General features: G+C 70.9%; 19 protein-coding genes and 1 pseudogene. 10 read left to right on the forward strand and 10 right to left on the reverse strand.

All coding sequences use genetic code 11. The features are described 5' to 3' along the window. Positions 1-738: 738 nt before the first annotated feature. Together OG485_RS33010 and OG485_RS33015 are read left to right on the forward strand one after the other, a co-directional pair. Positions 739-1077 carry a MerR family transcriptional regulator gene (locus tag OG485_RS33010; protein ID WP_328672228.1) on the forward strand — a complete coding sequence of 113 codons (339 nt, stop codon included), beginning with the start codon at positions 739-741 and terminating at the stop codon, positions 1075-1077. 478 nt (positions 1078-1555) lie between these two features. Continuing rightward, positions 1556-1747, forward strand: a complete 192-nt coding sequence (locus OG485_RS33015; RefSeq protein WP_328672229.1) for a hypothetical protein — start codon at positions 1556-1558, stop codon at positions 1745-1747. 49 nt (positions 1748-1796) lie between these two features. On the opposite strand, the pseudogene OG485_RS33020 reads toward OG485_RS33015, so the two are convergent. Both OG485_RS33020 and OG485_RS33025 read right to left on the reverse strand, forming a co-directional pair. Beyond that, positions 1797-1994 (reverse strand): annotated as a pseudogene (locus OG485_RS33020) (CorA family divalent cation transporter); the annotation flags it as partial. A 484-nt stretch (positions 1995-2478) separates the two neighbouring features. Beyond that, the gene (locus OG485_RS33025; protein WP_328672230.1) at positions 2479-3471 is read right to left on the reverse strand and encodes a LacI family DNA-binding transcriptional regulator; all 993 of its coding nucleotides are present in this window, start codon (positions 3469-3471) and stop codon (positions 2479-2481) included. A gap of 363 nt (positions 3472-3834) precedes the next feature. On the opposite strand from OG485_RS33025, the gene OG485_RS33030 reads away from it, so the two are divergent. The 3 genes from OG485_RS33030 (at position 3835) to OG485_RS33040 (ending at position 7235) form a co-directional block, all read left to right on the forward strand. Then, a complete protein-coding gene (locus OG485_RS33030) occupies positions 3835-5088 on the forward strand; it encodes a family 16 glycosylhydrolase (protein WP_328672231.1) in 1254 nt (417 codons plus the stop codon). Positions 5089-5268: 180 nt separating this feature from the next. Then, positions 5269-6639, forward strand: coding sequence for a DUF1996 domain-containing protein (locus tag OG485_RS33035; RefSeq protein ID WP_328672232.1), 1371 nt, complete (start codon positions 5269-5271; stop codon positions 6637-6639). A gap of 26 nt (positions 6640-6665) precedes the next feature. Beyond that, positions 6666-7235 carry a DUF305 domain-containing protein gene (locus tag OG485_RS33040; protein ID WP_328674750.1) on the forward strand — a complete coding sequence of 190 codons (570 nt, stop codon included), beginning with the start codon at positions 6666-6668 and terminating at the stop codon, positions 7233-7235. Positions 7236-7657: 422 nt separating this feature from the next. Here the strand turns inward: OG485_RS33040 and OG485_RS33045 are convergent, their stop codons facing one another. Next, positions 7658-8908 (reverse strand): magnesium and cobalt transport protein CorA, encoded by a 1251-nt coding sequence (locus OG485_RS33045; protein ID WP_328672233.1) that lies wholly within the window; start codon positions 8906-8908, stop codon positions 7658-7660. Between the two features lie 239 nt (positions 8909-9147). Here OG485_RS33045 and OG485_RS33050 point away from each other — a divergent pair, with 239 nt between their 5' ends. Beyond that, a complete protein-coding gene (locus OG485_RS33050) occupies positions 9148-10254 on the forward strand; it encodes a winged helix DNA-binding domain-containing protein (RefSeq protein WP_328672234.1) in 1107 nt (368 codons plus the stop codon). A 150-nt stretch (positions 10255-10404) separates the two neighbouring features. On the opposite strand, the gene OG485_RS33055 is transcribed toward OG485_RS33050, so the two are convergent. The 3 genes from OG485_RS33055 to OG485_RS33065 all read right to left on the reverse strand — a co-directional run bounded on the left by OG485_RS33055 (position 10405) and on the right by OG485_RS33065 (position 15506). After that, positions 10405-11196, reverse strand: a complete 792-nt coding sequence (locus OG485_RS33055; protein ID WP_328672235.1) for a S1 family peptidase — start codon at positions 11194-11196, stop codon at positions 10405-10407. A 457-nt stretch (positions 11197-11653) separates the two neighbouring features. After that, on the reverse strand, positions 11654-14503 hold the full coding sequence (locus OG485_RS33060; protein WP_328672236.1) for an ATP-binding protein: 2850 nt from the start codon (positions 14501-14503) through the stop codon (positions 11654-11656). A 151-nt stretch (positions 14504-14654) separates the two neighbouring features. Continuing rightward, complete coding sequence (locus OG485_RS33065) at positions 14655-15506, reverse strand: helix-turn-helix transcriptional regulator (RefSeq protein WP_328672237.1); 852 nt, start codon at positions 15504-15506, stop codon at positions 14655-14657. A 101-nt stretch (positions 15507-15607) separates the two neighbouring features. Here OG485_RS33065 and OG485_RS33070 point away from each other — a divergent pair, with 101 nt between their 5' ends. Continuing rightward, positions 15608-17287, forward strand: a complete 1680-nt coding sequence (locus OG485_RS33070) for an AMP-binding protein (protein ID WP_328672238.1) — start codon at positions 15608-15610, stop codon at positions 17285-17287. Then, complete coding sequence (locus OG485_RS33075; RefSeq protein WP_328672239.1) at positions 17284-18891, forward strand: AMP-binding protein; 1608 nt, start codon at positions 17284-17286, stop codon at positions 18889-18891. The genes OG485_RS33070 and OG485_RS33075 overlap by 4 nt, the downstream gene beginning before the upstream one ends. 64 nt (positions 18892-18955) lie before the next feature. On the opposite strand, the gene OG485_RS33080 is transcribed toward OG485_RS33075, so the two are convergent. Further along, complete coding sequence (locus OG485_RS33080; protein ID WP_328672240.1) at positions 18956-19903, reverse strand: hypothetical protein; 948 nt, start codon at positions 19901-19903, stop codon at positions 18956-18958. 244 nt (positions 19904-20147) lie between these two features. Here OG485_RS33080 and gcl point away from each other — a divergent pair, with 244 nt between their 5' ends. Both gcl and OG485_RS33090 read left to right on the forward strand, forming a co-directional pair. Next, positions 20148-21932 (forward strand): glyoxylate carboligase, encoded by a 1785-nt coding sequence (gcl, locus tag OG485_RS33085; protein ID WP_328672241.1) that lies wholly within the window; start codon positions 20148-20150, stop codon positions 21930-21932. Positions 21933-22208: 276 nt separating this feature from the next. After that, the gene (locus OG485_RS33090; protein WP_328672242.1) at positions 22209-23117 is read left to right on the forward strand and encodes an alpha/beta fold hydrolase; all 909 of its coding nucleotides are present in this window, start codon (positions 22209-22211) and stop codon (positions 23115-23117) included. 402 nt (positions 23118-23519) lie between these two features. Here the strand turns inward: OG485_RS33090 and OG485_RS33095 are convergent, their stop codons facing one another. From OG485_RS33095 to OG485_RS33105, 3 genes are all read right to left on the reverse strand, one after another. Next, a complete protein-coding gene (locus tag OG485_RS33095) occupies positions 23520-23744 on the reverse strand; it encodes a hypothetical protein (RefSeq protein WP_328672243.1) in 225 nt (74 codons plus the stop codon). Positions 23745-24229: 485 nt separating this feature from the next. Continuing rightward, positions 24230-25123 carry a 2-hydroxy-3-oxopropionate reductase gene (locus tag OG485_RS33100; RefSeq protein ID WP_328672244.1) on the reverse strand — a complete coding sequence of 298 codons (894 nt, stop codon included), beginning with the start codon at positions 25121-25123 and terminating at the stop codon, positions 24230-24232. A 44-nt stretch (positions 25124-25167) separates the two neighbouring features. Next, positions 25168-26007, reverse strand: a complete 840-nt coding sequence (locus tag OG485_RS33105; RefSeq protein ID WP_328672245.1) for a TIM barrel protein — start codon at positions 26005-26007, stop codon at positions 25168-25170. Positions 26008-26182 lie beyond the last annotated feature (175 nt).

The raw sequence follows: 26182 nt of genomic DNA on the forward strand, positions 1-26182 counted from the left end.
GCGTCCCTCCGGAGTGTGCTCTCTCGGCCGTCAGGCGGCGAGTCCGAGTCGCAGATTCCGCGCCGTGGCGCGGGGCACTGGTGACGAGCTCCGAGACCTTGACGGCTCTCCTCCTGGCGTAGCTGTTCGAGGCCGACTACCTCTCCACCGGACACGCGAAAATCTATGCTGGACAGAGTAGACATTGGGTGGTGGCGTGGCTATGGTTTCTCTCGTAGCTCAGAGAGACAGCAGTGCCTGGCAGAGACGAACTGCCAGGCAGCGGTACGTAGTTGCAGTGCGCAGGACGGTGCGGTGGTGGAGTTTTCGAAGCCAGGGTGGTTGCAGGACGGCGACGGGACTGACGACCGGACCGGGTGGCCCGCAGTGATCAGGGGCCGCCGCGAGCAGGACCGCAGCTGAGCAGTTCGCATCACCAGCAGTGCGCAGTAGAGCGGTACCGGCAGTATGCAGTCCCCTGGTTGGTGGGGGATTGATCACCGAGGGAAGAACGGAGGGGCCGATCGCCATCAGGATCGCCCGGGCGGACGTTGTGGGCCCGGGTACCGCAGGACATCGATAGTGAGGTGGTCTCCGGTCGAGCAACCGCGATCCCCGCACCCCCGGCAGTATCTCGGTCGGGTCTGCGGAAACATGAGGCCGGCGCAGTACCAGGGCCGGCAGATGGTGTAGCAGTTCCTTCGGGGCCCTGGCGCCAATGGCGCCAGGGCCCCTCCACGCGTTCCGCAGAGAGGTGCAATGACAGCAGACGACTCGTACCGCCGACTCGATGACGACGACTACCCCGCCTACACCATGGGGCGGGCCGCCGAGATGCTCGGCACCACCCAGGGCTTCCTCCGCGCCATCGGCGAAGCCCGCCTCATCACCCCGCTGCGCTCCGCGGGCGGACACCGCCGCTACTCCCGCTACCAGCTGCGCATCGCCGCGCGCGCCCGGGAACTCGTCGATGAGGGCACCCCCATCGAGGCGGCCTGCCGCATCGTCATCCTCGAAGACCAGCTGGAAGAAGCGCAGCGCATCAACGCCGAATACCGCCGCGCCGCCGAATCGGCGAACCCGACGGCCGCGGCCTGAGACGGTTGAGACCTAAAAATTCCCAGCAGCTTCGCGGCTGCCGCGCCCGGCTCTTGGAGGTTGGCACAGCGGAGCGGGCGCCTGCTTCTCCGATGCGGCCACCGCCCGGACCGCCGGGCTCCTTCCGTCGGGCAGCAGTGCGCGCATCCAGCGCGATGCCGAGTGAACGATCGCCATGACCGCTACCTGCTGTACGTCTGGAACGAGCAGGGGGTCTTCGCCAACGAATCCCTCGTCCGCAGCAGCCATACCGAAGCCGTCCTGATTCCCGCCCAGCGACAAGTACTGGCCGGTGATCCCCCGAGCCGGGGACGCCCCCCGCCCATCCGTCGTCAGCCTGCCCGGAGACGATCGAGCCCTCGGCGCCGTACGTGCCCGCACGTCCCGATCTGCCCGACGGGCTTCCCGCCGGCGTCCCCGACGTGGATTGCTCGGACCTTCCCGGTCCCGTGTGGGTCGGCCCCGAGAATCTGCACCCTTGACCCAGACGGTGACGGCGTCGGCGGCGACACCAACTGAAGGCGTTGCGCTGATCCGTGCCGAACACCCCGGCCACCCGATGACCGCCATGCTCGACGCCTCCACGGCCGCCGCGCTGCCGGTAGGCGTGGTGCAGGCCGGTCGTTTCTCCCCGAATACTCCCCAGGGCCCCTTCTCGCTCGATCCGTGAGAGATGCGAGAGCGAAGCGCGATGAAGAGCTGAGCGTGGTGCGAGGAGCCTAGAGCCAGTCCCGTCGCTTGAAAATCACGTACAGACTGGCGCAAACCACCCCCATCAAGCCGATCGCGAAGGGGTATCCGAAGCGCCAGCCCAGTTCCGGCATGTTCTCGAAGTTCATGCCGTAGATAGTTCCTACGAGTGTGGGAGCAAACAGAATTGCCGCCCAGCTGGAGATCTTCTTGAAGTTGTCTACCTGGGGGCGCTGACCTGCGGTGATGTCACTGCATGGGCCTCTGGCCTGGTCTGATTCGTCTTTCTGGGTCTTTCAAGGTCGCGTCCGGTTGCGCGGTCGATTCTCCCCGCGCACTCCCCGAAGCCGCTCGTACTCCCCGGATTCTCCCCAGGGAACGGCCCGGCGCGTGGTCGGTGGGGCGTGCTGCGGAAGCCCCTTTCACGGGTCCGTTGATCACGGGCCGTTACTGCCGACGGTTGGTCCGGAAGTCGTCGGCAGTCTCTGCTACACCTTTCGCGAGTCTCTCCATGAGCTCTGGATTGCGCCGGCCGCCTACTGGCGGACCGTTGGGCAAGGCAGCAGGTGAATGGCCAGGGCGGAACCTGTTTGGTGTATCGAGACGGGGCCGTCCCGGTCGAGAGGAAGAACGGCTGGACGCCGGCCGAGGCGGTAGGTGATGCCGGCCCGCAGGGAATGCGGCGTCCACTGAACTCCTGCTGCCGGCACGTCAGGTCGATTCGCGCACCACGAGTTCGTTCGGCATGATCACCGGGCTTGTGGGGCCGCCGTCGATCAGGCTGAGGAGCAGGTGGACGGCGGCGGTTGCCTGGTCGGCCATCGGGCTGCGCACCGAGGTGAGCGCGGGGATGGAGTAGGACGCGGCTTCTATGTCGTCGAAGCCGATGACTGCCACGTCTTCGGGGATACGTCGGCCCGCTTTATGGAGGGCGCGCAGGGCTCCGATTGCCATCAGGTCGTTGGCCGCGAACACCGCATCGAGGTCCGGGTCGTCCTCCAGGAGCTGGCGCATGGCTTCGTCGCCGGAGGCTCTGGTGAAGTCGCCCAGCGCCGCGATGGAGCGACGGCCGGTGTCACGCAGCGTCTGGCGGTAGCCGTCGAGACGCTCACGCGCTTCGTAGAGTTCGAGCGGCCCGGTGATGGTGGCGATCCGACGCCGGCCGCGCTCCAGAAGGTGACGTACGGCCAGTGCCGCTCCGCCGGCGTTGTCCAGGGCCACGTACGGGACGTTTTGTGCGGAGGTGCGGTTGAAGGACACGACAGGCAGTCCCTGCCGGGCCAGTGCGGCCGGCAGCGGATCCGTACCGTGCAGGGCGACCAGGAGCACGCCGTCGACATGTCCGCCGGCGATGTACTGCACCACTCTGGTGCGGCTCTGGTCCGATTCCGCGAGCATGAGCACGAGCCGTTTGCCCGCCGTCTCGAGTTCTCTGCTGACGGCGCGGACCACGGCGGAGAAGAGGGGGTCGTCGGAGACGACTCCTTGAGGTGGGTCGGAGACCACTACGGCGAGGGTGTCCGTGCGGCGGGTGACGAGGTTGCGTGCCGCCCCGTTGGGCACATAGCCCAATTCGTCCACGGCGCGCATGACGACGTCTCGGATCTGCGGGGCGACCGTGGTCTCGCCGTTGATGACGCGGGAGACGCTCGATTTGGACACGCCCGCCCGGGCTGCGACCACTTCGAGAGTGGGGCGTTTCATGCCTGTCCGTCCCCCGTGCCGCCGCCTGGATTCGTGCGCGGGGAGCGTTTTCTCATCGGGGCGGCCTCCGGCTCTGCGTCATGGCGATGCCGACAGCGTATCCGCAGGCCGGGGTGGCATGAACGTGCTCAGGGCCGCGTCTCCCTTTGCGTCACCTCCGTGACTGTCGGCCTGCCGCGGAAGCCGCGAGAAATCGCTCCCTGTGCGCTTCGTGGACGTTACGTCGCTGTTTTTTCAAGGTGAACAAGGTTCTTGACAGTCTTTACCGGCACCCTCATCCTCCCCTTCAGGGAGCGCTCCCTCACCTCCCCCCCACTTGAGGAGTCGCCCGTGAGAACGCTCTTGCGTCGCTTCGGCTTAGTTTTGGCCCTCGGGGCCTCCCTGCTCGCCTTCATCGCTCTCCCCGCTCCCGTCGCTCAGGCAGCGGAGGTTCTGCTCTCTCAGGGAAAGCCCGCCACAGCCTCAAGCACCGAGGGAGTCTTCAGCGCTCGGAGCGCCGTCGACGGTGACCCCGGGACGCGGTGGTCCAGCGCCTTCGCCGATCCGCAGTGGCTTCAGATCGACCTCGGGGCAAGCGCCGAGATCAGCCGGGTCGTCCTCAACTGGGAAGCTGCGTACGGCACGGCGTTCAGGATCGAGGTATCGAGCAACGCGGAGAGCTGGACCGTCGTCCACCGAACGGCCATAGGCACAGGCGGCACCCAGAGTCTGGCCGTTGCCGGCACGGGCCGCTACATACGGATGTACGGCACGCAGCGTGCCACCCCTTACGGCTACTCGCTGTGGGAGTTCCAGGTGTACGGCACCGGCGGCGATCCGATACCGGCTCCGCCCCTGCCGAGTGACCCCGCGAACCCGCCGCGGCTGGTGTGGAGCGACGATTTCGATGGTGCCGTCGGCGGCAAGCCTGACTCCTCGAAGTGGAGGGCCGATCCGGGCACCGGGCCGAACGGCGAGCTGGAGTACTACACCGACCACCGCAACGCCGCACTGGACGGGGCGGGGCACCTGGTGATGGAAGCGCGCAAGGAGATCACCGCCGGATCGTCGTGCCCGCCCGACCCGCTGAGCGGCAGCACCACTTGTCAGTACACCTCGGCGAGGATGAACTCCGGCGCGACGTTCCAGTTCACCTACGGGCGCGTCGAAGCACGCATCAAGGTGCCCAAGGGCAACGGCCTGTGGCCCGCGTTCTGGATGATGGGCGCCGATTTCCTGACGGGCCGGCCGTGGCCGTACAACGGCGAGGTCGACATCATGGAAGTCCTCGGCAAGGACGTGAAGACCGCGTACTCGACCGTCCACGCGCCCGCCTACAACGGCGGAGGCGGGATCGGCGCGCCGTACACACTGCCTGGGAACGCCGACTTCTCCGACGACTTCCACACCTGGGCTGCCGACTGGAACAGCAGAGGCATCACCTACAGCCTGGACGGCCGGACCGTCTTCTCCCTCGACAAGGATCAGGTGGAGCGGACGCGCGGACCGTGGATCTTCGACCACCCCTCCTACCTGATCCTCAACCTGGCGGTCGGAGGTGACTGGCCGGGCCCGACAGACGCCGGCACCCCCTTCCCCTCCAAGATGCTCGTCGACTATGTGCGGGTCTATCGGTAATCCCCGGCCCCCGGCGTTCGCGAGGCTCCCGGGCCGCTCCGCCCGCCCGGTCGGGGCAGCCCGGGACAACCGGATAGCCCCGCGGGTGCACGCCGCTGCCCTGCTCGTGCTCTCCCCATCGCTGTGCTCCGGCAAGGAGCCAGTCCTTCATCCCCCATGCTCGTGACGTGAGGAAGTGAGATGCGCAGATATCCCGTCCATCTGTACACGCTGTTAGTGAATGCTCTGGCGGTCGTGCTGGCCGCTGCCCTGAGCTTGACCGTCTCGGCTCCGCAGGCGCAGGCCGCGACGGTCACCATCCGGGCCGAGTCCTACGCAGCCCAGTCGGGTGTCGTGTTGGAGGCGACCGCGGACACCGGAGGCGGGCAGAACGCCGCGTTCCTCGCCGACGGCGACTGGATGCGCTTCGACAACGTCGACCTCGGCGTGGCCGGCCGGCTGACGGTGTCGGCCCGGATCGCTTCCGCCGTCGGCTCGGGCACAGTGGAGCTGCACACCGCCGGCCTGACCGGCCCGCTGCTCGCCGTCGTACCCACCTCCCCGACCGGCGGCTGGCAGAGCTGGGTGACCCGGGCCACCGAAGTCACCACCCATCCCACCGGTTCACAGACGGTGTTCGCCGTGCTGCGCGGCACGACACCCGGTGACTTCGTCAACATCAACTGGTTCTCCTTCGTCGGCGAGGGGGGTGGCGCAGAGGCTGGATGGGTCCCCGTCGACCAGGCCAAGTGGAACGCTCAGCTGACTCAGTTCCGCGCGATGACGCCGGCCGCGGTGCCCGCCGGTGTGGTCCGGGTTCCGGAGTTCAACGCCACCTGCACCTACAGTCACTCCAAGCCGGACGACCCCATCGTCCTACCGGGCCTTCCCGGTGCGTCCCACATGCACAGCTTCTTCGGCAACAAGAGCACCGACGCGTTCTCCACGACCCAGTCGCTGCTGGCCAACACGCCGACCAGCTGCACCCCTGCCGACGACCTTTCGGCGTACTGGATCCCCACCCTCTACGAGGGCGACAAGGCCGTCGAACCCGAGGGCATGATCGTCTACTACGGCTCCCGGATCGACCAGCCTGCGGCAACCGTTCCCTTCCCGCAGGGATTCCGCATGATCGCAGGCAACGCCAAGGCGCAGACGCCTACTCCGGCAGGATCGACCGGCCAGTTCTGGTGCTCCGGCGAGGGCGGCGAGATCGGCCGCAGCGCCGACGGCAACTGGCCGCTCTGTGCTCCGAAGGCCCACCTCACCCACCAACTCGTCTTCCCCGACTGCTGGGACGGCAAGAACCTGGACAGTCCCGACCACAAGTCACACGTCGCGTTCACGTACGACGGCAAGTGCAGTGGCGCCTATCCGGTCGCCATCCCCAACATCTCCTTCGTCTTCAGCTACCCGACCAGCGGCAGTGCCGCAGGTTTCCGGCTGGCCTCGGGCATGGCGTCGTCCATCCACGGTGATTTCTTCAACGCCTGGGACAATGACGCTCTCGGGCACCGCGTGAAGGACTGCATCACCCAGAAGGCCAAATGCAACTCCGCAGGCACGTTCTGAGTCTGTGGTCGGCATGCGCCGTGGCCATGGCGATGCCGGTTGTCGGCTGCACCGCGCAGTCGACAACCGGCACGTCGCCGACAGCCGACACGGCGCAGGTATCGGCCTTCAACGCAACCGACACCGCTTGGATCCTGTTGATGATCCCCATGACCGAGCGTGCGCAGCTCCTGACCGATCTGGTTCCTTCCCGCACGTCAGACCCGGCCCTGACGGTGCTGGCGGCGAAGACCGAATCGACACTGCGCGACGACCTGCGCCGCCTGCGCGCTGTGCTGCAGCTCTCAGGCGTCCCCGATACCCGCCCCCACGAGGGGCACAACATGCCGGGCATGGTCAGCCTCGGCACCCTCAGGAAGGCGGCCGCCGCGAACGGTCAGGCGTTCGACCAGATTCTCACCGGCGCGCTGCACGCCCACTTCATGCAGTCTCGGATGCTCTGTGCGAGCGAGCGAACCCAGGGCCGGGCCGGCAAGGCGAAGGAACTGGCAGCAGCCATCGCGAAGAGCACAGCCGAACAGACCTCCTGGCTGGACAGGCTGCACCCGGTACGGCCTGCGACGCCCGGCGGCGAGACCACGGTGACGCAACCGTAGGAGCAGCAGGCGGAAGCGGGCCGCGACGCCCCCGGCCACGGTGACCGTTCGGGTGATGGCCGTCAGCGGAGACGAGAGGACACAACGGCGGGGCAATGGAGCTTCTTCGGGACAAGCTGTCTTGGTCGACTGCCTGTACCGACGAGCTCCGTTGCTCTGCGTCGGAAGTCCTTCAACGAGCTTGCGTGACCTGCGAAAACGCTAACTACCCGGCCTTGGGTCAAGGCCCGCCACTCGATTCTCCCCGGATTCTCCCCAGCGTTGACAAGTACTTAAAAGGCCAGGTCAGAGACTCGGTCATGGCAGGGCGAGGAGATCACCCGCGTCACTTCTCCCCGGGGACTCCCCACGGCCGATCCTCGCTCGATCCGCAGTAGATGCGTGAGCGAAGTGTGAACAGGAACTGAGCGTGGCGCGAGGGGCTAGAGCCAGTCCCGTCGCTTGAAAATTACGTACAAACTGGCGCAAACCACCCCCATCAAGCCGATCGCGAAGGGGTATCCGAAGCGCCAGCCCAGTTCCGGCATGTTCTCAAAGTTCATGCCGTAGATAGTTCCTACGAGTGTCGGAGCAAACAGAATTGCCGCCCAGCTGGAGATCTTCTTGATCTCCTCGTTCTGCTCGAAGCCCGCCTCCGCCAACGCCCGCATCTCGGCGTTCTGTTGCTGGGTGACGAGGGTCGCGTTGACGGTGAGGATGTCGGTGAGGGCCTGGCGGAATCCGTCGACCCGCTCGCTGGTGTGCGTGACGTGGTCGGCGACGTCGCGCAGGTAGCGCTGGAGCTCCTCGTCCGTGCGGTACTTGGCGAATCCGGCCATCAGGCTGTGCAGCATGCCGACGAGCGGGCGGGTGGCACGCTGGAACTCGACCATCTCGCGGGAGAGTTCGTAGATACGGCGGGACACCGCGGGGTCGCCGCGGAAGACCTCGGTCTCGATCTCGTCGATGTCGTTCTGGACGCCGAAGACCACCGGGACGTAACCGTCGACGACGGAGTCGAGGATCGCGTAGAGGACGGCCTCCGGGCCGAGCCTCAGCAGTTCCGGGCTGCCCTCCATGCGCCTGCGCACCGCCGAGAGGTCCGGTGCCGCGCCGTGCCGGACCGTGATCACGAAGTCCGGCCCCACGAACACGTGCAGCTCGCCGAAGTCGACCTCCTCGGCCGCGTCCAGATAGCGGGCGGCGCTCAGGACGACGAAGAGCGTCTCCCCGTACCGTTCCAGCTTCGGACGCTGGTGCGCCTCCATCGCGTCCTCGACGGCCAGCGGATGCAGGTCGAACTCGGCCGCCAGCGAATGGAGTTCGGCCGCAGTCGGACGGGCCAGGCCGATCCACGCCATGCCGTCCGGCTGCTCGCGCAGTTCACGGAAGGTCTCGGCCAGCGACTCGGGCGCCGACACCCGTACCCCGTCGCGGTACAGCGCGGACTGGACGACGCTGACGACCTCGGCGGGCTCGGGCGCGGGAGGCGCTTCGTGCGGTGCCGCGGGCCGCGGTGGCGGCGCGGACGGCGGGGTCAGGGCCCGTCGCCAGAGAGGCCTCCGTGCGGCCTTCGCGCCCTTCCGTCCCCCGGGGCTCCCGGAGTCTCCGGGCTCCTTCGCCTCCGTGGAGCCGTCCGTGTCCCCGGTGCCCCGCCGGTTCTCCGAGGCCGGGCGGGCGCGTCGCTCGGACATCGCGGCTGCCTCCAGGGTCGAACGTACGTCTACGCGATCTCCGAGCAGGATATACGGGGCAAACGGTCCGCGTGCCGTCGTCCGGACGGGACCGGGTGAGTCCTACCGGACGCACCGGGTGAAGGGTGCCGGACGGGACCGGGTACGAGGTGCCGGACGGGACGGGAGGGAGTTGCGGACAGAGGGTGTCCCGGAGTTGCGGACAGAAGGTGTCCGCGAGCGGCGTTAGCGTGCCGGTCATGACGAAGACGACCGCGACGGCCCCTGTGCTCGGCACCCGCGCCCTCAACCGCGCGACCCTCGACCGTCAGCTCCTGCTGCGCCGCACCCCGATGTCCGCGACGGCCGCCGTCGGGCACCTCCTCGGCCTTCAGGCGCAGAACACGAAGCCCCCGTACTACGCCCTCGCGGCCCGCCTGGACGGCTTTCGGCCCGGGGACCTGTCGGCGGCCATGGACACACGCGAGGTCGTCCGGATCGTCACCATGCGCTCCACCATCCACACGCACACCGCCGACGACGCCCTCACCCTGCGCCCGCTGGTGCAGGCCGCCCGCGACCGGGAGCTGGTCCACTTCCGCGAGGGGCTCGCCGGCGTCGACCTGGACCGGCTCGCCGCGATCAGCCGTGAGCTGGTGGAGGCCGAACCGCGCACCATGAAGCAGCTTCGGGAGGCGCTGCTCGCACAGTGGCCGGACGCCGACCCGTTCGCCCTGTCCATCGCGGCCCGCTGCACCCTGCCCCTCGTCCAGGTCACCCCGCGCGGTCTGTGGGGCCGCAGCGGCCAGGTCGCCCTCACCACCGCCGAGCACTGGCTGGGCCGCCCCGCCGAACCCGCCCCCGCGCCCGACGCGACCGTGCTGCGCTATCTCGCCGCCTTCGGCCCCGCCTCGGTCAAGGACATGCAGACCTGGGCCGGCCTGACCCGGCTCCGTGAGGTCTTCGAGCGGCTCCGACCCTCTCTGACGGTGTTCCGCGACGGGAACGGAGCGGAACTCTTCGACCTGCCCGACGCGCCCCGGCCCGGCCCGGACACCCCCGCGCCGCCCCGCTTCCTGCCCGAGTTCGACAATCTGCTGCTGTCCCACGCCGACCGCTCCCGCGTCGTCCCCGCGGACCTCAAGGGGCGTACCTGGCGGGGCAATCAGGCGTACCGCACCCTGCTCGTCGACGGTTTCGTGTCCGGCCTGTGGAAGCTGGAGGAGGGAGCGCTGGTTGTCGAACCCTTCGGCCGGCTCACCGGGGCGCAGCGGGACGAGGTCACCGCGGAGGGGGAGCGGATGCTCACCGTGATGCACGGCGGCGAGGGGTACGACATCCGGTTCGGCACGGTCGCGCTGCCGTGAGATGCCGGCGGACGGGGCGCGTCGCGGGGAAGCCGTCCGCCGGCAGGTATGAGGGACGTGCTCTTGGATGAGGGGCGTTGCGGACCGCTCGTGGAGGCTCGCAACGCCCCTCGGCTTTTACCTGAGGGGTACTCAGGAGATCATCGTTTCCTACGAGTTGACCTGCTCGGTCACCAGGCTGGAGAACGTCGTCAGGCGGGTGTAGACCCCCGGGTAGCCGGGCTCCGCGCAGCCCTCGCCCCAGGAGGTGATGCCGGCCAGCACCCCGCCGATGAGCAGCGGGCCGCCGCTGTCGCCCTGACAGGTGTCGACGCCGCCGGCGGCGTAGCCGGCGCAGACCATGTCGGAGGCCACGAAGGTGGAGCCGTACGAGGCGGCGCAGCTGGAGTCGGACACGGTCGGGACGGTCGCGGTGCGGAGCTGGTTGGAGGAGGTGCCGTTCTCCGACGTGGTGCCCCAGCCGACGATGCGGGCCGTGGTGCCGGCCGCGTACAGGCCGGTGTCCGAGCCGGAGACGTACCGTGCCGGGGTGTACGGCATCGACGTGGACAGGGTCAGTACGGCCACGTCGTCGCCGTCGGTGGCGTCCGTGTAGCCGGGGTTGATCCAGATGTCGCTGACCTTGCTGACGGTGCCGTCCGTGCCGTTGAGGAACGTCCTGCCGCCCACCACCCGGATGCTGGCGGTGGTCTCGCCCGCCATGCAGTGGGCGGCGGTCACGACCTTGTCGGCGGCGACGAGGGTGCCGCCGCAGAACTGGTTCTGCCTGGCGTCGGTGATCTGCATCATGAACGGGTACGCGGTCGTCGTGGTCGTCGTGCCGCCGACGATGGGCTGGGGAACGGCTGCGGCGGACGGGGCGCCGAGCAGCGTGGTCGCGGCGGCTGCGGCGGTCGCCGCACACAGGGCGGCGCTCTTCTTGACGCGGTTGAGCCCGAACATCGGTCTCCTTGAAAGTTGCCGGTGGGGGGACGCACGGGTGTGTGTGGGGGGAGTCACGACGCCTCTGGATGGGGTGTCGTAGGGCCCGAGCGAGCGGCACGCCACACGCTAGGGGGTGTGACCGCTCTCTCCCAATGAGGGAACCCCCTAGTGAAATGGGGGAGGGAAAACCCTTGCACGGCACGGGCCGTGTTTGGCGCGGGGCGCCGTCCGGTTGGTCCCGGCCCGGGGGCCTCGCCCGTCCGGCGCACGTTCACCCGAAGGAGTCACCCAGCAGCCATACCGTCCTGGCCCGGAGCTCTACCGGTGTCGGCCGGAGCGTCACCGTTCCGGCCCGCAGTCTCACCGGTCCGGCCGCTTCCCGCGCGGTCCATGTCACCGTTTCGGCCCGCACGCCTCAGGGGCGTCGGCCGAGGGAGCGTCAGTCGGGGCGTCAGCCAGGGCATCAGGCGGGGCGTCAGTCGGGCCTGCGCTCCGCCGCCAGCCGCACGATGTCGACCCGCGACCGTATCCCGAGCTTCCGGTACACCCGGGTGAGCGTGGCCTCCACGGTCTTGACGCTGATGAACAGGCGCCCGGCGATCTCGCGGTTGGTGGCGCCCTCCATGACCAGGGCGGCGACCTGACGCTCGGTGGCCGCGAGGGTGTCGAGGGCGGCGGGGGCGAGGGGCGGCGCGGCCGGGGGATGCGCGGTCGCCGTCTCGACCTGCCGGAGCCAGGGCAGCGCACGGCACCGGCGGAACAGGCGGGCCGCCTCGTCGTAGGAGGTGGGTCCCGGCCCGGGCGTCCCCCCTGCCCGAGCGGATCCGGGAGCGTGGGGGAAGGTACGCAGTCCGGCCAGGGCGTAGGCGGCGCGGGCCTCCTCCAGGCCGTAGCCCAGCTTGCCGAGGCGGTCCTGCGCGGAGGCCAACTGGCGCTCCGCGGGCCCCTGTTCGCCGCGTGCGGCCCGTACCAGCGCCTCGGCGCGGTCGAGCACGGCGAGTACGCTCTCGCGTTCCAGCCGCAGCGCGCGCCTGCGGGTCACGTCGATGACGTCCTGCGCCTCCGCCGTCTCGCCGATCCTGACCAGGGCCTCGGCCAGGTCCCCGTGCCAGCGGCCCCGGGCGGGGTCGATGACACCGAGACTCTCCTCCAGCTCCCGGACCCGGCGCAGGGAGTGGACCGCGGCCGACGCGTCCCCGGCGACGAGCTGGGCGTGCCCGAGGGCTCCCAGGGCGCGCGAGAGGTACACCAGGTCGCCGTCCTCCTCGGCGCGGTCCACGGCCTCGTGGGCGAGCGAGAGCGCCCGGTCCACGTCACCGCCGGCCGCCTCGGCGAGCGAGGTGAACATGGCCGTGGCGGCCTCGCCGATGCCGGTGTCGCGGGCCAGCCGAAGGCTCTCCCGTGCCAGGTCGAGAGCGCGGCCGCAGTGACCGGAGCGCAGTTCGGTCTCGGCGAGGCCGCGCAGGAAGTGCAGTTCGCTCTCGACCATCCCGCGCCGCTGCACCTCGCGCAGCAGCGCGGTGATGGCCGTACGGGCCTCGGCGAGCCGGTCGCCCATGATGAGCCAGCGGAAGCGGGCGGCTCCGGCCCCGTTGTGGTCGCAGGCGACCCGCGGGTCCTGCGGCTCGCGCATAGCCCGCTGGATGGTGGAGGGCGCGTCCGGGTGCCCCATCAGGGTCTCCATCTGCGCCTGGAAGCCGAGTGCGAGGAGTTCGGTGCGCCGGTCGCCGGCGCGAGCCGCGAGCCGTGCGGCCCGGGCGGCCTCCTCACGGGCCTTGGTCATCTCGCCGTCCATCAGCAGGGCCCGCCAGGCGAGCTGGTAGCGGACGAGGGCGACCAGGCCGGGGTCGTCGCCCGCGTCGGCGAGCGCCTGGGGGAAGACGGCGTCGATCTCGGCCATGGCCTGTCCGGCGGAGTCGACGACGACCATCCAGGCCCGGACCCGTTCGGCGGGGGCGGTGGCTCGTGACAGCACCTGGCGGGCGATGTCCCGGGCGAGGTCCGTCTCCCCGGCGGTCAGCGCGTCCTCGGCCGCCTGGAGGCGCCGTTCGTCCGCGCCCGGCCGGGCGCCGGCCGGTGTGTGCCGGGCGGCGAGGAGTCCGAGCCCGACGGCGACGGAGGGGGCGCCGCGATCACGGGCGGCGGCCGCGGCCTCGCCGAGCCGGGCGGCGACCGCGGGGTCCGTGCCGGTGGTGGCCAGCGCGAGGTGCCGGGCCCGCTCGATGGGATCGGAGGCCGCGCGGGACAGGGCGGAGTGCGCCGCGCGCCGCTCCTGCGCGTCGGCCTCCGCGTACAGGGCGGCGGAGACCAGGGGGTGCGCGAAACGGATGCCCGGTGTCTCGCGTTCGGTGGCGAGAAGTCCGAGGGCGGCGGCCGAGGCCGTCTCCGCCTCCGCGTTCTCCCGGCCCGCGGCATGCAGCAGGGCCAGCGTCGGACGGGCACCCGCGCTCACCACCAGCAGGGTGCGGCGGGCCTCGGCGGACAGCATGTCCAGGCGGCTGAGGACGAGCGCGCGCAGTGACGTCGGTACGGGGAGCGGCTCGCCGGGACTCGGCCGGGTCGGGGACTCGGCGAGGGCACGGCCCAGCTCCAGCGCGAAGAGGGGATTGCCGCCGCTGGTGCGGTGGATGTCGCGCACGGTGGAGCGGGGCAGCCCGGTGTAGCCGCGCTGCCCGAGGAGTTCGGCCACCTGGGCGCGGGCCAGCGGGGCGACCCGCAGGGCCAGGGTCTCCGGGACAGACGCGCGTAGAAAGCGGTCGTGGTCCTGCGCCTGCGGCTCGGTCTCCGTACGGACGGCGCACAGCATGCGGACCGGTGTGCCGCCCAGCCTGCGGGCGGCGAAGCCGAGGAGTTCGGCGCTGGCCGGGTCGAGCCACTGAAGGTCGTCGGCGACGATCAGCACCGGCCCCCGCGCGGCCAGGGCGCGGAACGCCGACAGCACCGCAAGCCGCAGTGCCAGGCCGTCGCGCTGGAGGGTGGACTCACCGCGGCCGGTGAGCGCCGACTCCAGGGCGGTGCGCTGCGGGGCGGGCAGCCGGTCGGCTATCTCGTCGACGACCAGACCGAGGAGGTCGGCCAGCGCGAGGAAGGGGAGATGGGATTCGGACTCGGTGGCCGAGCAACGCAAGACGGTCCGCGCCGATTCGGCGCATTCGGCGGCCAGCGCCCGCAGGACGGTCGATTTTCCTATTCCCGCCGGTCCGTGCACGAGGACACTGCCACCGCCGGAGAGCTGCTCGCGTGCCACCGCGAAGAGTTCGTCCCGCCCGATGACCAGGTCGGGGCGCGGTCTGGCAGGTTCCCTGAAGTCCCCTCGCACGGTCACCGCTCCCCTCGTGTGTCGTGTCTTGGCCAATATTAGGCAACGTCTCTTTGAATTTCGGACAGTCCGGGTGGTGAGGGAAATAACAGATGGTTCGCATACGTCATTTCACGGTCCGGACGATTGAATGAACGGTGCCGAAGCCGGCGGCGCGCTAAGGCAGCACCCCGGCCCGGCGCGCGGCGACGACCGCCTCCAGACGAGTGTGCGCGCCGAGCCTGCGCATCGCCGAACGCAGGTACCCCTTCACGGTCTCCGGACGGAGCCCGAGCCGTTCCGCGGCGGCCGCGTTGGTCGCCCCCGCCGCGACACAGGCGAGGACGTCCACCTCGCGCGGAGTAAGCCCGGTATCCCACGGCACCCCCGCGGACGGAGCCGCCGCGTCGGCCAGCCGGCCGCACACGGAGAGCAGCTCGGCCCGCAGCCGGTGGTCGGCGATCCGCGGCGCCAGCGCCCGCAGCGTCCCGTGCGCCTCGCGCACCTCCTCCCAGGCCGCGTCCTTGGTCGCTTCCGTCGCCGGGCCGGGCTCGCGGACGACATCCAGCAGATCGCGTGCCGCGTCCCGGACGACCAGCGCCTGCTCCACGTCCCGGGCCGCGGCGACAGCCGCTTCCAGCGTCCGGTCACCCAGCGGCTGGGCCGTCCTCAGGGCGCCGTACAGCACACCGCGCACCCGGCGCCGTACGACCACGGGAACCGCGAGGACCGAACACAGCCCCTCCGCCGCCACCGCCGTGTCGTACTCGTGGCTGATCTGCCGCGAGGCCGGATAGTCGCTCACCGCGCAGGGCCGGGCGAGGGCCACCGCCTTGCCGCCCAGGCCGTTGCCCGACGAGACCGCGAGCGCGCTCAGCGCGGGCGTGGCCGTACCGCTCAGCTCGCTGATGCGCACCAGCCGCCCGCCGGAGTCGACCAGGCCTCCGAAGGCCACCGGCAGTCCCGTGGCACGGCGCAGCCGCACCAGCGCGGCGCGTACCTCCACCGACTCGGCCGTGTCTGCTGCCACCTGCTCTCCCCTTCGTCGCGGCCTACCCCCGTTCGGGGGTGGTGAGACCTGCATCACGGAATACACGATGGTAGGCGGCGGTCCGGCAACGAGGAGGACACATGACGGCGACGACAGGCGGGGCGGACGAGTTCCGCGCCGCGCGGGACTTCCTGCTGGAGCACCGAGCGGACTACATCAGGGCCTACGAGGGCTTCCGCTGGCCCCGCCCGGAGCGCTTCAACTGGGCCCTCGACTGGTTCGACGCCATCGCGCGTGACAACGACCGCACCGCCCTGCACATCGTGGAGGAGGACGGGGAGCGTGTCGAGGTCTCCTTCGCCACGATGTCCGAACGTTCGAACCGGGTGGCCAACTGGCTGCGCGAGCGGGGCGTAGGGGCCGAGGACCGCGTCCTCGTCATGCTCGGCAACCAGGTCGAGCTGTGGGAGACGGCCCTCGCCGCGATGAAACTGCGTGCCGTCGTCATCCCGGCCACCCCGCTGCTCGGCCCCGCCGACCTGGCCGACCGGGTCGGACGCGGCCGGGTGCGCCACGTCGTCGCGCGGGCCGAGGACACCGCGAAGTTCGACGCGGTGCCGGGCGACTACACCCGTATCGCGGTCGGCGGCACCCGCCCCGGCTGGCAGGCGTACGAGGAGACGGCCGCCGCCGGCGCCGCCTTCGAGCCGGACGGCCCCACCCACGCGGACGACCCCCTGATGCTCTATTTCACCTCGGGCACCACGGCGCGGCCCAAACTGGTGGAGCACACCCACGTCTCGTACCCCATCGGCCATCTGGCCACCATGTACTGGATCGGGCTGAAGCCCGGGGACGTCCATCTGAACATCTCCTCACCCGGATGGGCCAAGCACGCCTGGTCGAATCTCTTCGCACCGTGGAACGCGGAGGCGACCGTCTTCCTGTACAACTACACGCGCTTCGACGCGGGCCGTCTGATGGCCGAGATGGACCGGGCCGGCGTCACCACCTTCTGCGCCCCGCCGACCGTGTGGCGCATGCTCATCCAGGCCGATCTGAGCCTGCTGCGGACCCCGCCGCGTGAGGTCGTCGCCGCGGGCGAGCCGCTGAATCCCGAGGTCATCGAGCAGGTCAGGCGCGCCTGGGGCGTCACCGTCCGGGACGGCTTCGGGCAGACCGAGACCGCCGTCCAGGTGTCCAACAGCCCCGGCCAGCCGCTCAAGACCGGCTCCATGGGCCGGCCCAGCCCCGGCTTCCGCGTCGAGCTGCTCGACCCGGTCACGGGCGCGCCCGGCGCCTCGGAGGGCGAGATCTCCCTCGACCTGTCCGGGCACCCCGTCGGCCTGATGACCGGCTATCACGGCGACCCCGACCGAACGGCGGAGGCGATGGCGGGCGGCTACTACCGCACCGGGGACATCGGCTCGCGCGACGCCGACGGCTACATCACCTACGTCGGCCGCGCGGACGACGTGTTCAAGGCCTCCGACTACAAGATCTCGCCCTTCGAGCTGGAGAGCGCGCTCCTGGAGCACGAGGCGGTCGCCGAGGCCGCCGTGGTTCCGGCCCCCGACGAACTGCGCCTGGCCGTGCCGAAGGCGTACATCGTCCTCGCGGCCGGGTACGAGCCGGGCCCCGACACGGCCAAGGTCCTCTTCGAGCACGCGCGCACGGTGCTCTCGCCGTACAAGCGCATCCGCCGCCTGGAGTTCGGCGAGCTGCCCAAGACCGTCTCCGGCAAGATCCGCCGGATCGAGCTGCGCGAGGCCACGGCCGCCGGCTCGGACGCCGAGTACCGCGAGGAGGACTTCCGGTGAGTGAACCGTCGTACGCGCACGGGACGGGCGGCACGGCGCTGCTCGGCGACACCATCGGGGCCAACCTCGACCGGGCCGTCGCGGCCTGGCGGGACCGGGAGGCGCTGGTCGACGTGCCCTCGGGCCGGCGCTGGACCTACGCGCAATTCGGCGCCGACGTGGACAAGCTGGCGTACGCACTGCTCGCGACCGGGATCGCCAAGGGCGACCGGGTGGGTATCTGGGCGGTCAACTGCCCGGAGTGGGTGCTCGTCCAGTACGCCACCGCCCGCATCGGCGCGATCATGGTGAACATCAATCCGGCGTACCGCACCCACGAGGTCGAGTACGTCCTGAACCAGGCCGGGATCTCGCTCCTGTTCGCCTCCCTCAGCCACAAGAGCAGCGACTACCGGGCGATGGTCGAGGAAGTACGCCGCAGATGCCCGCAGTTGAGGGAGACCGTGTACCTCGGCGACCCGAGCTGGGACGCGCTGCTGCGGCGCGGGACCCCCGACCTGTACGAGGACTTTCACGCCCGCGGGAGCGAGCTGTCCTGCGACGACCCCATCAACATCCAGTACACCTCGGGCACGACGGGCTTCCCCAAGGGAGCCACGCTCTCCCACCACAACATTCTCAACAACGGCTATTTCGTGGGTGAGTCGATCGCCTACTCCGAGCAGGACCGGGTCTGCATCCCCGTGCCGTTCTACCACTGCTTCGGCATGGTGATGGGAAACCTGGCCGCCACCTCGCACGGCGCCTGCATGGTCATCCCCGCGCCGTCGTTCGACCCTGCGGCCACGCTGAAGGCCGTGCAGCAGGAGCGGTGCACCTCGCTCTACGGCGTACCCACCATGTTCATCGCGGAGTTGAACCTCCCCGACTTCGCGTCGTACGACCTCTCCACCCTGCGCACCGGCATCATGGCGGGCTCGCCCTGCCCGGTCGAGGTGATGAAACGGGTGGTCGCCGAGATGCACATGGAAGAGGTGTCCATCTGCTACGGCATGACGGAGACCTCGCCCGTCTCGCTCCAGACCCGCCGGGACGACGACCTGGAACACCGCACGGGCACGGTCGGCCGGGTCCTGCCGCACCTGGAGGTGAAGGTCGTCGACCCCGTGGACGGGGTGACCCGGCCGCGCGGCAGGGCCGGGGAGCTGTGCACCCGCGGCTACAGCGTGATGCTCGGCTACTGGAACGAGCCCGAGAAGACCGCCGAGGCCGTCGACGCGGGGCGCTGGATGCACACGGGCGACCTCGCCGTGATGCGCGAGGACGGGTACGTCGAGATCGTCGGCCGCATCAAGGACATGATCATCCGGGGCGGCGAGAACATCTATCCGCGCGAGATCGAGGAGTTCCTGTACGCCCACCCGAAGATCGCCGACGTCCAGGTGGTCGGCATTCCCCATGAGCGCTACGGCGAGGAAGTGCTCGCCTGCGTCATCCCGCGCGATCCGGCCGAGCCCCTCACCCTGGACGAGCTGCGTGCCTTCTGCGAGGGGCGGCTGGCGCACTACAAGATCCCGAGCCGGCTGCGCATCCTGGAGACTTTCCCGATGACGGTCTCGGGGAAGGTGCGGAAGATCGAACTGCGGGAGACGTACGCCGAGTAGGCGCCCGGGGCGCTCGTGTCCTTGTCCCGGCCGCGCCCGTGCCGTTCGCGCCCGTGGCCGGTGGTCAGTCCGTGACGGCGATGAGTTCGTCGGCCGGGCTGTTCACCGGCTGGGGTGTGCCCGTGAGGTCCAGGACGAAGAGGGGGACGCCGAGGGTGTCGGCGCGGGCACGGGCGTCCTCGGCGTATCCGGCCAGGGAGAAGAAGACGCAGCCCGCCGACTCCGTCATGGCGGTCAGCCACAGACACTCCACGTCGCGCAGCGAGGCCGGCCGCACGGTGGGGTCCACCTGGGCGAGGATGCCGCGCGCGGCGAGCCCGATTCCGGACGGGGGCCGCTGGTCCGCGCGCCGGATGTCGCGGTAGCCGAGCCAGCCCAGATACAGCGCGGCGGCGGTGACGGCGTCGCGCGCGGTGCGAATGGTGACCGGCCGGAACGCCGGCCGGCCTGCCCGCGCCCCCTCTCCGGAGCCCCGCCCGCCGTCCGCCCCGGGGCCCTGGTCCGCGCCCCCGGCGGTGTCCCGTGACGCGTCGGCCGCGGAGCGGCCTCCGCCGCGGTGGCCGCCCCGGGATGTGCCGGCCCCGGCGTCCCGGCCGGGCTTCCCGGGCCGGACGGTGGCCCGGGGCGCACCGATCCCCGCTTTCCCTTCCCGTTCCCCGGAGGCGACGGGATCCTCGCCCTCGCCGCGGGATTCCGGGTGGGCCGGGGTGGGGTCCGTGGGGTTCGGCGGGCGGGTGGGTCGCGTCGCGCCGGCCGCCCGCAGCGGGATCCGCAGCGTCGTTCCGCAGGGGCAGCCCACCTCGGGATGCGGCCACTGGGTCTCGCGGCCGCAGGCGTCGCACCGGACCGTGGTCCATTCGTCGTCCCACGCGCGGTGGGTGACGGGGGCCGGCTCCGCGTGGCGGTCGAGCGGGGCCGTCACGGGCGATCCGCACACACAGGGGTAGGACGGGGCCGCGTACAGGTGCTCGCGGCGGCAGGCCGGACACCGCACCGGCACGCTCTCGGCCATGGACCGCTCCAGAAGCTCACATCGGGTTTCGGCGCGTCCATCGTCCTCCTGCCGGGCGGCGTCCGGCAGCGAAACGCCGCGACGCGCGCCGGCCCGGTGCGGCGTCCCGCCCACCGTTGACACTCCCTGTCCCGACGCCTACATTGCTTCCAGATAGTAGAAGTTAGTTTCCGCAATACGGAATATCGAGCTCTTCGCGGGCGCGACGGGAGCGCGAGTCCGACAGCCGAAGCAGGAGTACTCCATGGCTCGTATGACCGCTGCCCGCGCGGCAGTCGAGATCCTCAAGCGCGAGGGCGTGACCGACGCGTTCGGTGTTCCGGGCGCGGCGATCAACCCCTTCTACGCGGCGCTCGAGGCGTCCGGCGGGATCAGTCACACCCTGGCCCGTCATGTCGAGGGAGCCTCGCACATGGCCGAGGGCTACACCCGGACGCACCCGGGCAACATCGGTGTCTGCGTCGGCACTTCGGGCCCCGCGGGAACGGACATGGTCACCGGTCTCTATTCCGCGAGCGGCGACTCGGTCCCGATCCTGTGCATCACCGGCCAGGCGCCGACCGCGGTGATCCACAAGGAGGACTTCCAGGCCGTCGACATCGCCTCGATCGCGGGGCCCGTCACGAAGATGGCGGTCACCGTGCTGGAGGCCGCGCAGGTTCCCGGCGTCTTCCAGCAGGCCTTCCACCTCATGCGCTCCGGGCGCCCCGGGCCCGTCCTGATCGACCTGCCCATCGACGTCCAGCTCGCCGAGATCGAGTTCGACCCCGGGACGTACGAGCCGCTCCGGGCGTACAAGCCCGCCGCGACCCGCGCCCAGATCGAGAAGGCGATCGGGATGCTGAACGCCTCCGAGCGCCCGCTGATCGTGGCCGGCGGCGGGGTCATCAACGCCGACGCCGCCGAACTGCTCGTCGAATTCGCCGAGTTGACGGGCATTCCGGTCGTCCCGACGCTCATGGGCTGGGGCGTGCTGCCCGACGACCACGAGCTCAACGCGGGCATGGTGGGCCTCCAGACCTCGCACCGCTACGGCAACGCGACCTTCCTGGAGTCCGACTTCGTCCTCGGCGTCGGCAACCGCTGGGCCAACCGTCACACCGGCGACCTGGATGTCTACACGGCCGGACGGAAGTTCGTGCACGTCGACATCGAGCCCACCCAGCTCGGGCGGATCTTCGCCCCGGACTTCGGCATCGCCTCCGACGCCAGGGCCGCCCTGGAGCTCTTCGTCGAGGTGGCACGGGAGTCGAAGGCGGCCGGCCGGCTGCCCGACCGCTCGGCGTGGGCCGCCGCCGCGCAGGAGAAGCGGGCCACTCTCCAGCGCCGGACGCACTTCGACGACATCCCGATCAAGCCGCAGCGCGTCTACGAGGAGATGAACAAGGCCTTCGGCCCGGAGACGCGGTACGTCACCACCATCGGCCTCTCGCAGATCGCCGGCGCCCAGATGCTGCACGTCTACCGGCCGCGCCACTGGATCAACTGCGGTCAGGCGGGCCCGCTCGGCTGGACGATCCCGGCCGCGCTCGGCGTGGCCAAGGCCGACCCCGACGCGCAGGTCGTCGCCCTCTCCGGCGACTACGACTTCCAGTTCATGATCGAGGAACTGGCCGTCGGCGCCCAGCACCGGATCCCGTACGTCCATGTCCTGGTGAACAACGCCTACTTGGGCCTGATCCGGCAGGCGCAGCTCGGTCTGGACATCGACTTCCAGGTCAACCTGGAGTTCGAGAACATCAACTCCCCGGAGCTCGGCGTCTACGGCGTCGACCACGTCAAGGTCGTCGAGGGCCTCGGCTGCAAGGCGATCCGGGTCACCGACCCGGGCGAACTCGGCGCCGCCTTCGAACGGGCCAAGAAGCTCGCCGCCGAGTTCCAGGTCCCCGTCGTCGTCGAGGCGATCCTGGAACGCGTCACCAACATCGCCATGAGCAGGACCAACGACATCGGAAACGTCGTGGAGTTCGAGGAGATCGCGACCGAGCCGGGCCACGCGCCCACCGCGATCAGGACACTGAAGGTCTGACGCGGACGTTCGCTCACGGGCCGGACTGCCCGTCCCGCCCGCTGCCGCCCGGCCCGTCGCAGGCCGGACGATCCGTCCGGAGGAGCGGTGCGGCCCGTCCCGCCGGACAACCCGTCCCAGGCCGGACGACCCGCCCGGGGGAGCGGTGCGGTCGGTCCCGAGTGGTGCGGCCGCCCCGACCGGCGCGGCCCCTCCCGACCGGTGCGGCCCGTCCCAAGTGGCGGGCCGCCCAGGCGCGTTGTTCCCAGGAGCGGGCGGGTCCGGCATGCTCGCCCCATGCGGATGACCGTCCCCACCCACCTCGGCGACATAGCCGTACGCCGGCTCGATCCCCTCCCCGGCTCCCGGCCGGAGGGGGCCCCGGCCCCGTCCGGCGCCCCCGCGCTGCTGCTCCTGCACGCCAACCCCGGGGACGGCCGCGACTTCGACGCCGTGCTGCCCGCCCTAGCCGACCGGTACCGCACGTTCGTCGTGGACTGGCCCGGGTACGGCGCCTCGACCGCCCCGGAACCCGGGCGGGTCACCCCCGAAGGCCTGGTGGAGGTCGCGGAGCGGGTGATCGACGCGCTCCGCGAGGAGCAGGGCGTGCGGGAGGTCGTCGTGCTCGGCAACAGCGTCGGCGGCTATGTCGCCTGCCGTCTGGCCGAGGGCCCCCGTGCCGCGTCGGTCACCGCGCTGATCCTGGTCGACCCGGCGGGCTTCACCCGGCACAGCGCGCTCACCCGCTGGTTCTGTCGCGAGGTGATGGGCCGCCCCGCCCGTGCCCGCCGGCTCGTCGTCCCGCTGGCCCGCGCCTATCTGGGCCGGCTGGGCACCCCGAGCGCGCGGGAGACGTACGCCCGAGTGCGCCGGCTGCCGCGCGACGAGCGGCGACTGGCGGTGCACTGCGCGCTCTGGCGCGGCCTCGCCGGCCCGGACTTCGGCCTCGCGGACCCCGCCGCCCTCGACCTGCCGATCCTGCTCCTGTGGGGGATCCGCGACCCTGTCGTCCCCGCGTTCCTCGACGGCCGCCGCGCCCAACGCGCGCTTCCCGCGAGGACGTTGAGCGTCCTGCTGCCCACGGCCCACGAGCCGTACAACGAGCGCCCGGATCTCTTCCTGCGGCATGTCCTGCCGTTCCTGGAGAATCCGCGGGCGGTCACCGCGCGCCGCCTCAAGCCCCCCAGCCGCCCTCGCAGCCGCTGAAGCCGGAACCGTTCCCGGCGGAGCCCCAGGGCAGTCCGCGCTCCTGCCGCCCGCCGCGGCCCTCGGACACGCAGCAGCGCGACGGTCCGAGGCCTTGGCCCGACCGCCGCGCTCCCGCTCATGGTGCTACCCCCGTGCCCCCGTTCGGGACCCGCCGCCCCCGTGCCGGCGGGCCCCGTGTGCCGAGGATGTGCCTTATCCGGCGGCAGGTGAAGCCTCTGGGCAGTGTTCAGAGGTTGATTTGAGGGTTCCGTAGGCGTCCTACGCCCGCTTGCGTACGGACGGAGCCCGTCCGGCGCCCGTTTCACCGCGCCGGTCAGGGTCCGCGACGCGTGGTTCGGCGCCCACGACGTGCGGCCCTCATTCCTCCGCGCGACCTGTGTGCCCTGCGCGTTCCGTGTGTTATGTGTGCTCAGAGAGGCCGGGCCAGTCGTCCGGGCCGCCGCCCTGCCACTCGATGATGTCGCTCTCCTCGACCTCGATCGCGTCGAGGTCGACGTCCGCCTGGCGCAGGATCTCGACCACGTCGTCGAGGTGGTACGCGATGCCGAGCACCCGGTCGCCCTCGGTGACCCGCCGCGACCCGTCCAGTGCCGGTGTGTGCACCACGATCCTGGGGAATTCCATACCGTCAGCCTCCATGGTCCAAGGCTGCTGGCCGCCGCCGCGATCCGCACCCGGAGCCGGCGCCGGCGCCGGGTCCCCGGTGGGCCGCGGGGCTGGTGCCGTCCGACGGCGCGAGGCTGGGCGCGACAGTACGTTCGCGCCGCCGGACGGGGTCTGTGGGGCCTGGCCGAAGCCATGCTGTGGCCGGATCCGATCTCCGGCCGGAGCCGAGGTGCGGCTGGGACCGCGGCGGCCGCGACGGACCGGCGTCACCCTTCCCTCAGGTCGAGAAGGGGAACCGGATCCTTCACCACCGCACTGGCGCGCACGCCGCCGCGGTCCTCACCCTGCCCGCACCGTGCCCGAAGCGGCCACCCCTCATCCGGGCCGTTCGTGACGCGGTCCGGGAGCTCATCCCTCCGAACGCGGATCCGGGCCGCGGCGGCGCCTGGGCGCGACAGGACAGATGTCGGCGCCGCCGCGGCCCGGAAGTTCGAGGTGTCCGCTCAGACCCGGGCGCCGGAGAGGCGTTCGACAGCGCGCAGCAGCGCGGAGTGGTCCAGGCCGCCGTCGCCCTGCGCGCGCAGGCCGGCGACGAGTTGGGCGACCACGGTTCCCACGGGCAGCGCGGCGCCCACGGTACGGGCGGCGTCGGTGACGATGCCCATGTCCTTGTGGTGCAGGTCGATGCGGAAGCCGGGCTTGAAGTCGCGGTTCAGGAAGTTGTCCTTCTTGCGGGCCAGCACGGTGGAGCCCGCGAGGCCGCCGCCGAGGACGTCGAGCGCCGCCCTCAGGTCCACGCCGGAACGCTCCAGGAAGACCACGGCCTCGGCGCACGCCTGGATGTTCACGGCGACGATCAGCTGGTTGGCCGCCTTCACGGTCTGGCCCGAGCCGTGTGGACCGCACAGCACGATGGTCCGTCCGAGCGCCTCGAAGAGGGGCTCCGCCTCGTCGAAGGCGCCCTGTTCGCCGCCGACCATGATCGACAGCACGGCCTCGACCGCCCCGGCCTCGCCGCCGGACACCGGGGCGTCCAGGACACGGACGCCCTTGGCGGCGCCGGCCTTCGCGAGGTCCACCGAGGTCCCCGGGGTGATCGAGGACATGTCGATCAGCAGCGTGCCGGGCCGCACGTTCTCCAGGATGCCGTCGGGACCGTACGCGATGGCCTCGACCTGCGGGGAGGCGGGCACCATCGTGATCACCACGTCGGCGTCCCGCACGGCCTCGGCGATCGAACCGGCGGCGGTGCCGCCCGCGGCGGCCAGGCGCTCCAGCTTGTCCCGCTCCAGCGTGTAACCGGTGACGTCGTACCCGGCCTTGATCAGGTTCTCCGACATGGGCGAGCCCATGATGCCGAGCCCGATCCATGCCACCTTGGGGAGGTTGTCGCTCATGAGGGTGCCTCTCTGAGGTCTCTGCTGCTTCATCGGAGTGCCGCTCAGCGGGCGGCCCGGGCCACGGCGGGCAGCCAGTCGAAGGCCTGCGCGCTCGGCCGGTCGCCCGGCTTGTACTCCAGGCCGACCCAGCCGGCGTACCCGGCCTCGGCGAGCTGGTCGAGGAGCTCTTCGAGGGGGAGCGTGCCGGTCCCCGGTGCGCCGCGCCCGGGGCTGTCGGCGATCTGCACATGCCCGGTCCGGTCGGCGTAGGCGGCGATCACCCGCGGCAGGTCCTCGCCGTTCATGGCGAGGTGGTAGAGGTCCATGAGGAACCTGGTGTTGCCGAGGCCGGTCGCCGCGTTGACCTTGTCGACGACGGCGATGCCCGCCGCGGCGCTCACCAGCGGATAGTCCGGCGACTCCCGCTCGTTGAGGGTCTCGACGAGCAGGATCGCGCCGATCCGGTCGGCGGCCCGGGCCGCGAGGACCAGGTTCTCCAGCGCGAGCGCGTCCTGCTCGTCCGGGTCCACGCCGTCGACGCGGTTGCCGTACAGGGCGTTGAGCGCCGTGCAGCCCAGCGACCCGGCGAAGTCGGCGGCCACGTCGATGTTGGCCCGGAACCTCGCGGACTCCTCCCCGGGGAGGGAGAGGGCGCCCCGGTCCGGACCGGGCAGCCGTCCGGCGTAGAAGTTCAGCCCTGTCAGCCGGACACCGGCGGCCTCGATCGCCGTTTTCAGAGCGTCGAGCTCGGACCGCTCGGGGGTGGGGGAGCCGACCCAGGGCCACCACAGCTCGACCGCGGTGAAGCCGGCCGCCGCGGCGGCCGCGGGGCGCTCCAGGAGCGGGAGTTCCGTGAAGAGGATCGACAGATTGACGTTGAAGCGCTGGTCCGCGAATCCCATGGGGTCGGCGCTCCCTTCCGTATCGGCGGCCGTGGTGTCGGTCCGGCCGGATGTCGAGGGTTCTTCCGCAGTGCTTCCGCATCGCGAGTCATTGAGATTCCGTATTGCGGAAACTTGTTTCTGCTCAATGGAAGATTGCCGTCGGGTCGCGAGGGTTGTCAAGGGGGGCCCGGCG

This window comes from Streptomyces sp. NBC_00328, assembly GCF_036139655.1.
GTDB lineage: Bacteria > Actinomycetota > Actinomycetes > Streptomycetales > Streptomycetaceae > Streptomyces.

Bases quoted from the DNA above. Each gene is read 5' to 3' on its own strand.
- OG485_RS33095 (WP_328672243.1), bottom strand. From the start codon at position 23,744: ATGGAATTCCCCAGGATCGTGGTGCACACACCGGCACTGGACGGGTCG.
- OG485_RS33025 (WP_328672230.1), bottom strand. From the start codon at position 3,471: ATGAAACGCCCCACTCTCGAAGTGGTCGCAGCCCGGGCGGGCGTGTCC.
- OG485_RS33055 (WP_328672235.1), bottom strand. From the start codon at position 11,196: ATGTTCGGGCTCAACCGCGTCAAGAAGAGCGCCGCCCTGTGTGCGGCG.
- gcl (WP_328672241.1), top strand. From the start codon at position 20,148: ATGGCTCGTATGACCGCTGCCCGCGCGGCAGTCGAGATCCTCAAGCGC.
- OG485_RS33105 (WP_328672245.1), bottom strand. From the start codon at position 26,007: ATGGGATTCGCGGACCAGCGCTTCAACGTCAATCTGTCGATCCTCTTC.
- OG485_RS33070 (WP_328672238.1), top strand. From the start codon at position 15,608: ATGACGGCGACGACAGGCGGGGCGGACGAGTTCCGCGCCGCGCGGGAC.
- OG485_RS33050 (WP_328672234.1), top strand. From the start codon at position 9,148: ATGACGAAGACGACCGCGACGGCCCCTGTGCTCGGCACCCGCGCCCTC.
- OG485_RS33045 (WP_328672233.1), bottom strand. From the start codon at position 8,908: ATGTCCGAGCGACGCGCCCGCCCGGCCTCGGAGAACCGGCGGGGCACC.
- OG485_RS33080 (WP_328672240.1), bottom strand. From the start codon at position 19,903: ATGGCCGAGAGCGTGCCGGTGCGGTGTCCGGCCTGCCGCCGCGAGCAC.
- OG485_RS33010 (WP_328672228.1), top strand. From the start codon at position 739: ATGACAGCAGACGACTCGTACCGCCGACTCGATGACGACGACTACCCC.
- OG485_RS33100 (WP_328672244.1), bottom strand. From the start codon at position 25,123: ATGAGCGACAACCTCCCCAAGGTGGCATGGATCGGGCTCGGCATCATG.
- OG485_RS33035 (WP_328672232.1), top strand. From the start codon at position 5,269: ATGCGCAGATATCCCGTCCATCTGTACACGCTGTTAGTGAATGCTCTG.
- OG485_RS33040 (WP_328674750.1), top strand. From the start codon at position 6,666: ATGGCGATGCCGGTTGTCGGCTGCACCGCGCAGTCGACAACCGGCACG.
- OG485_RS33090 (WP_328672242.1), top strand. From the start codon at position 22,209: ATGCGGATGACCGTCCCCACCCACCTCGGCGACATAGCCGTACGCCGG.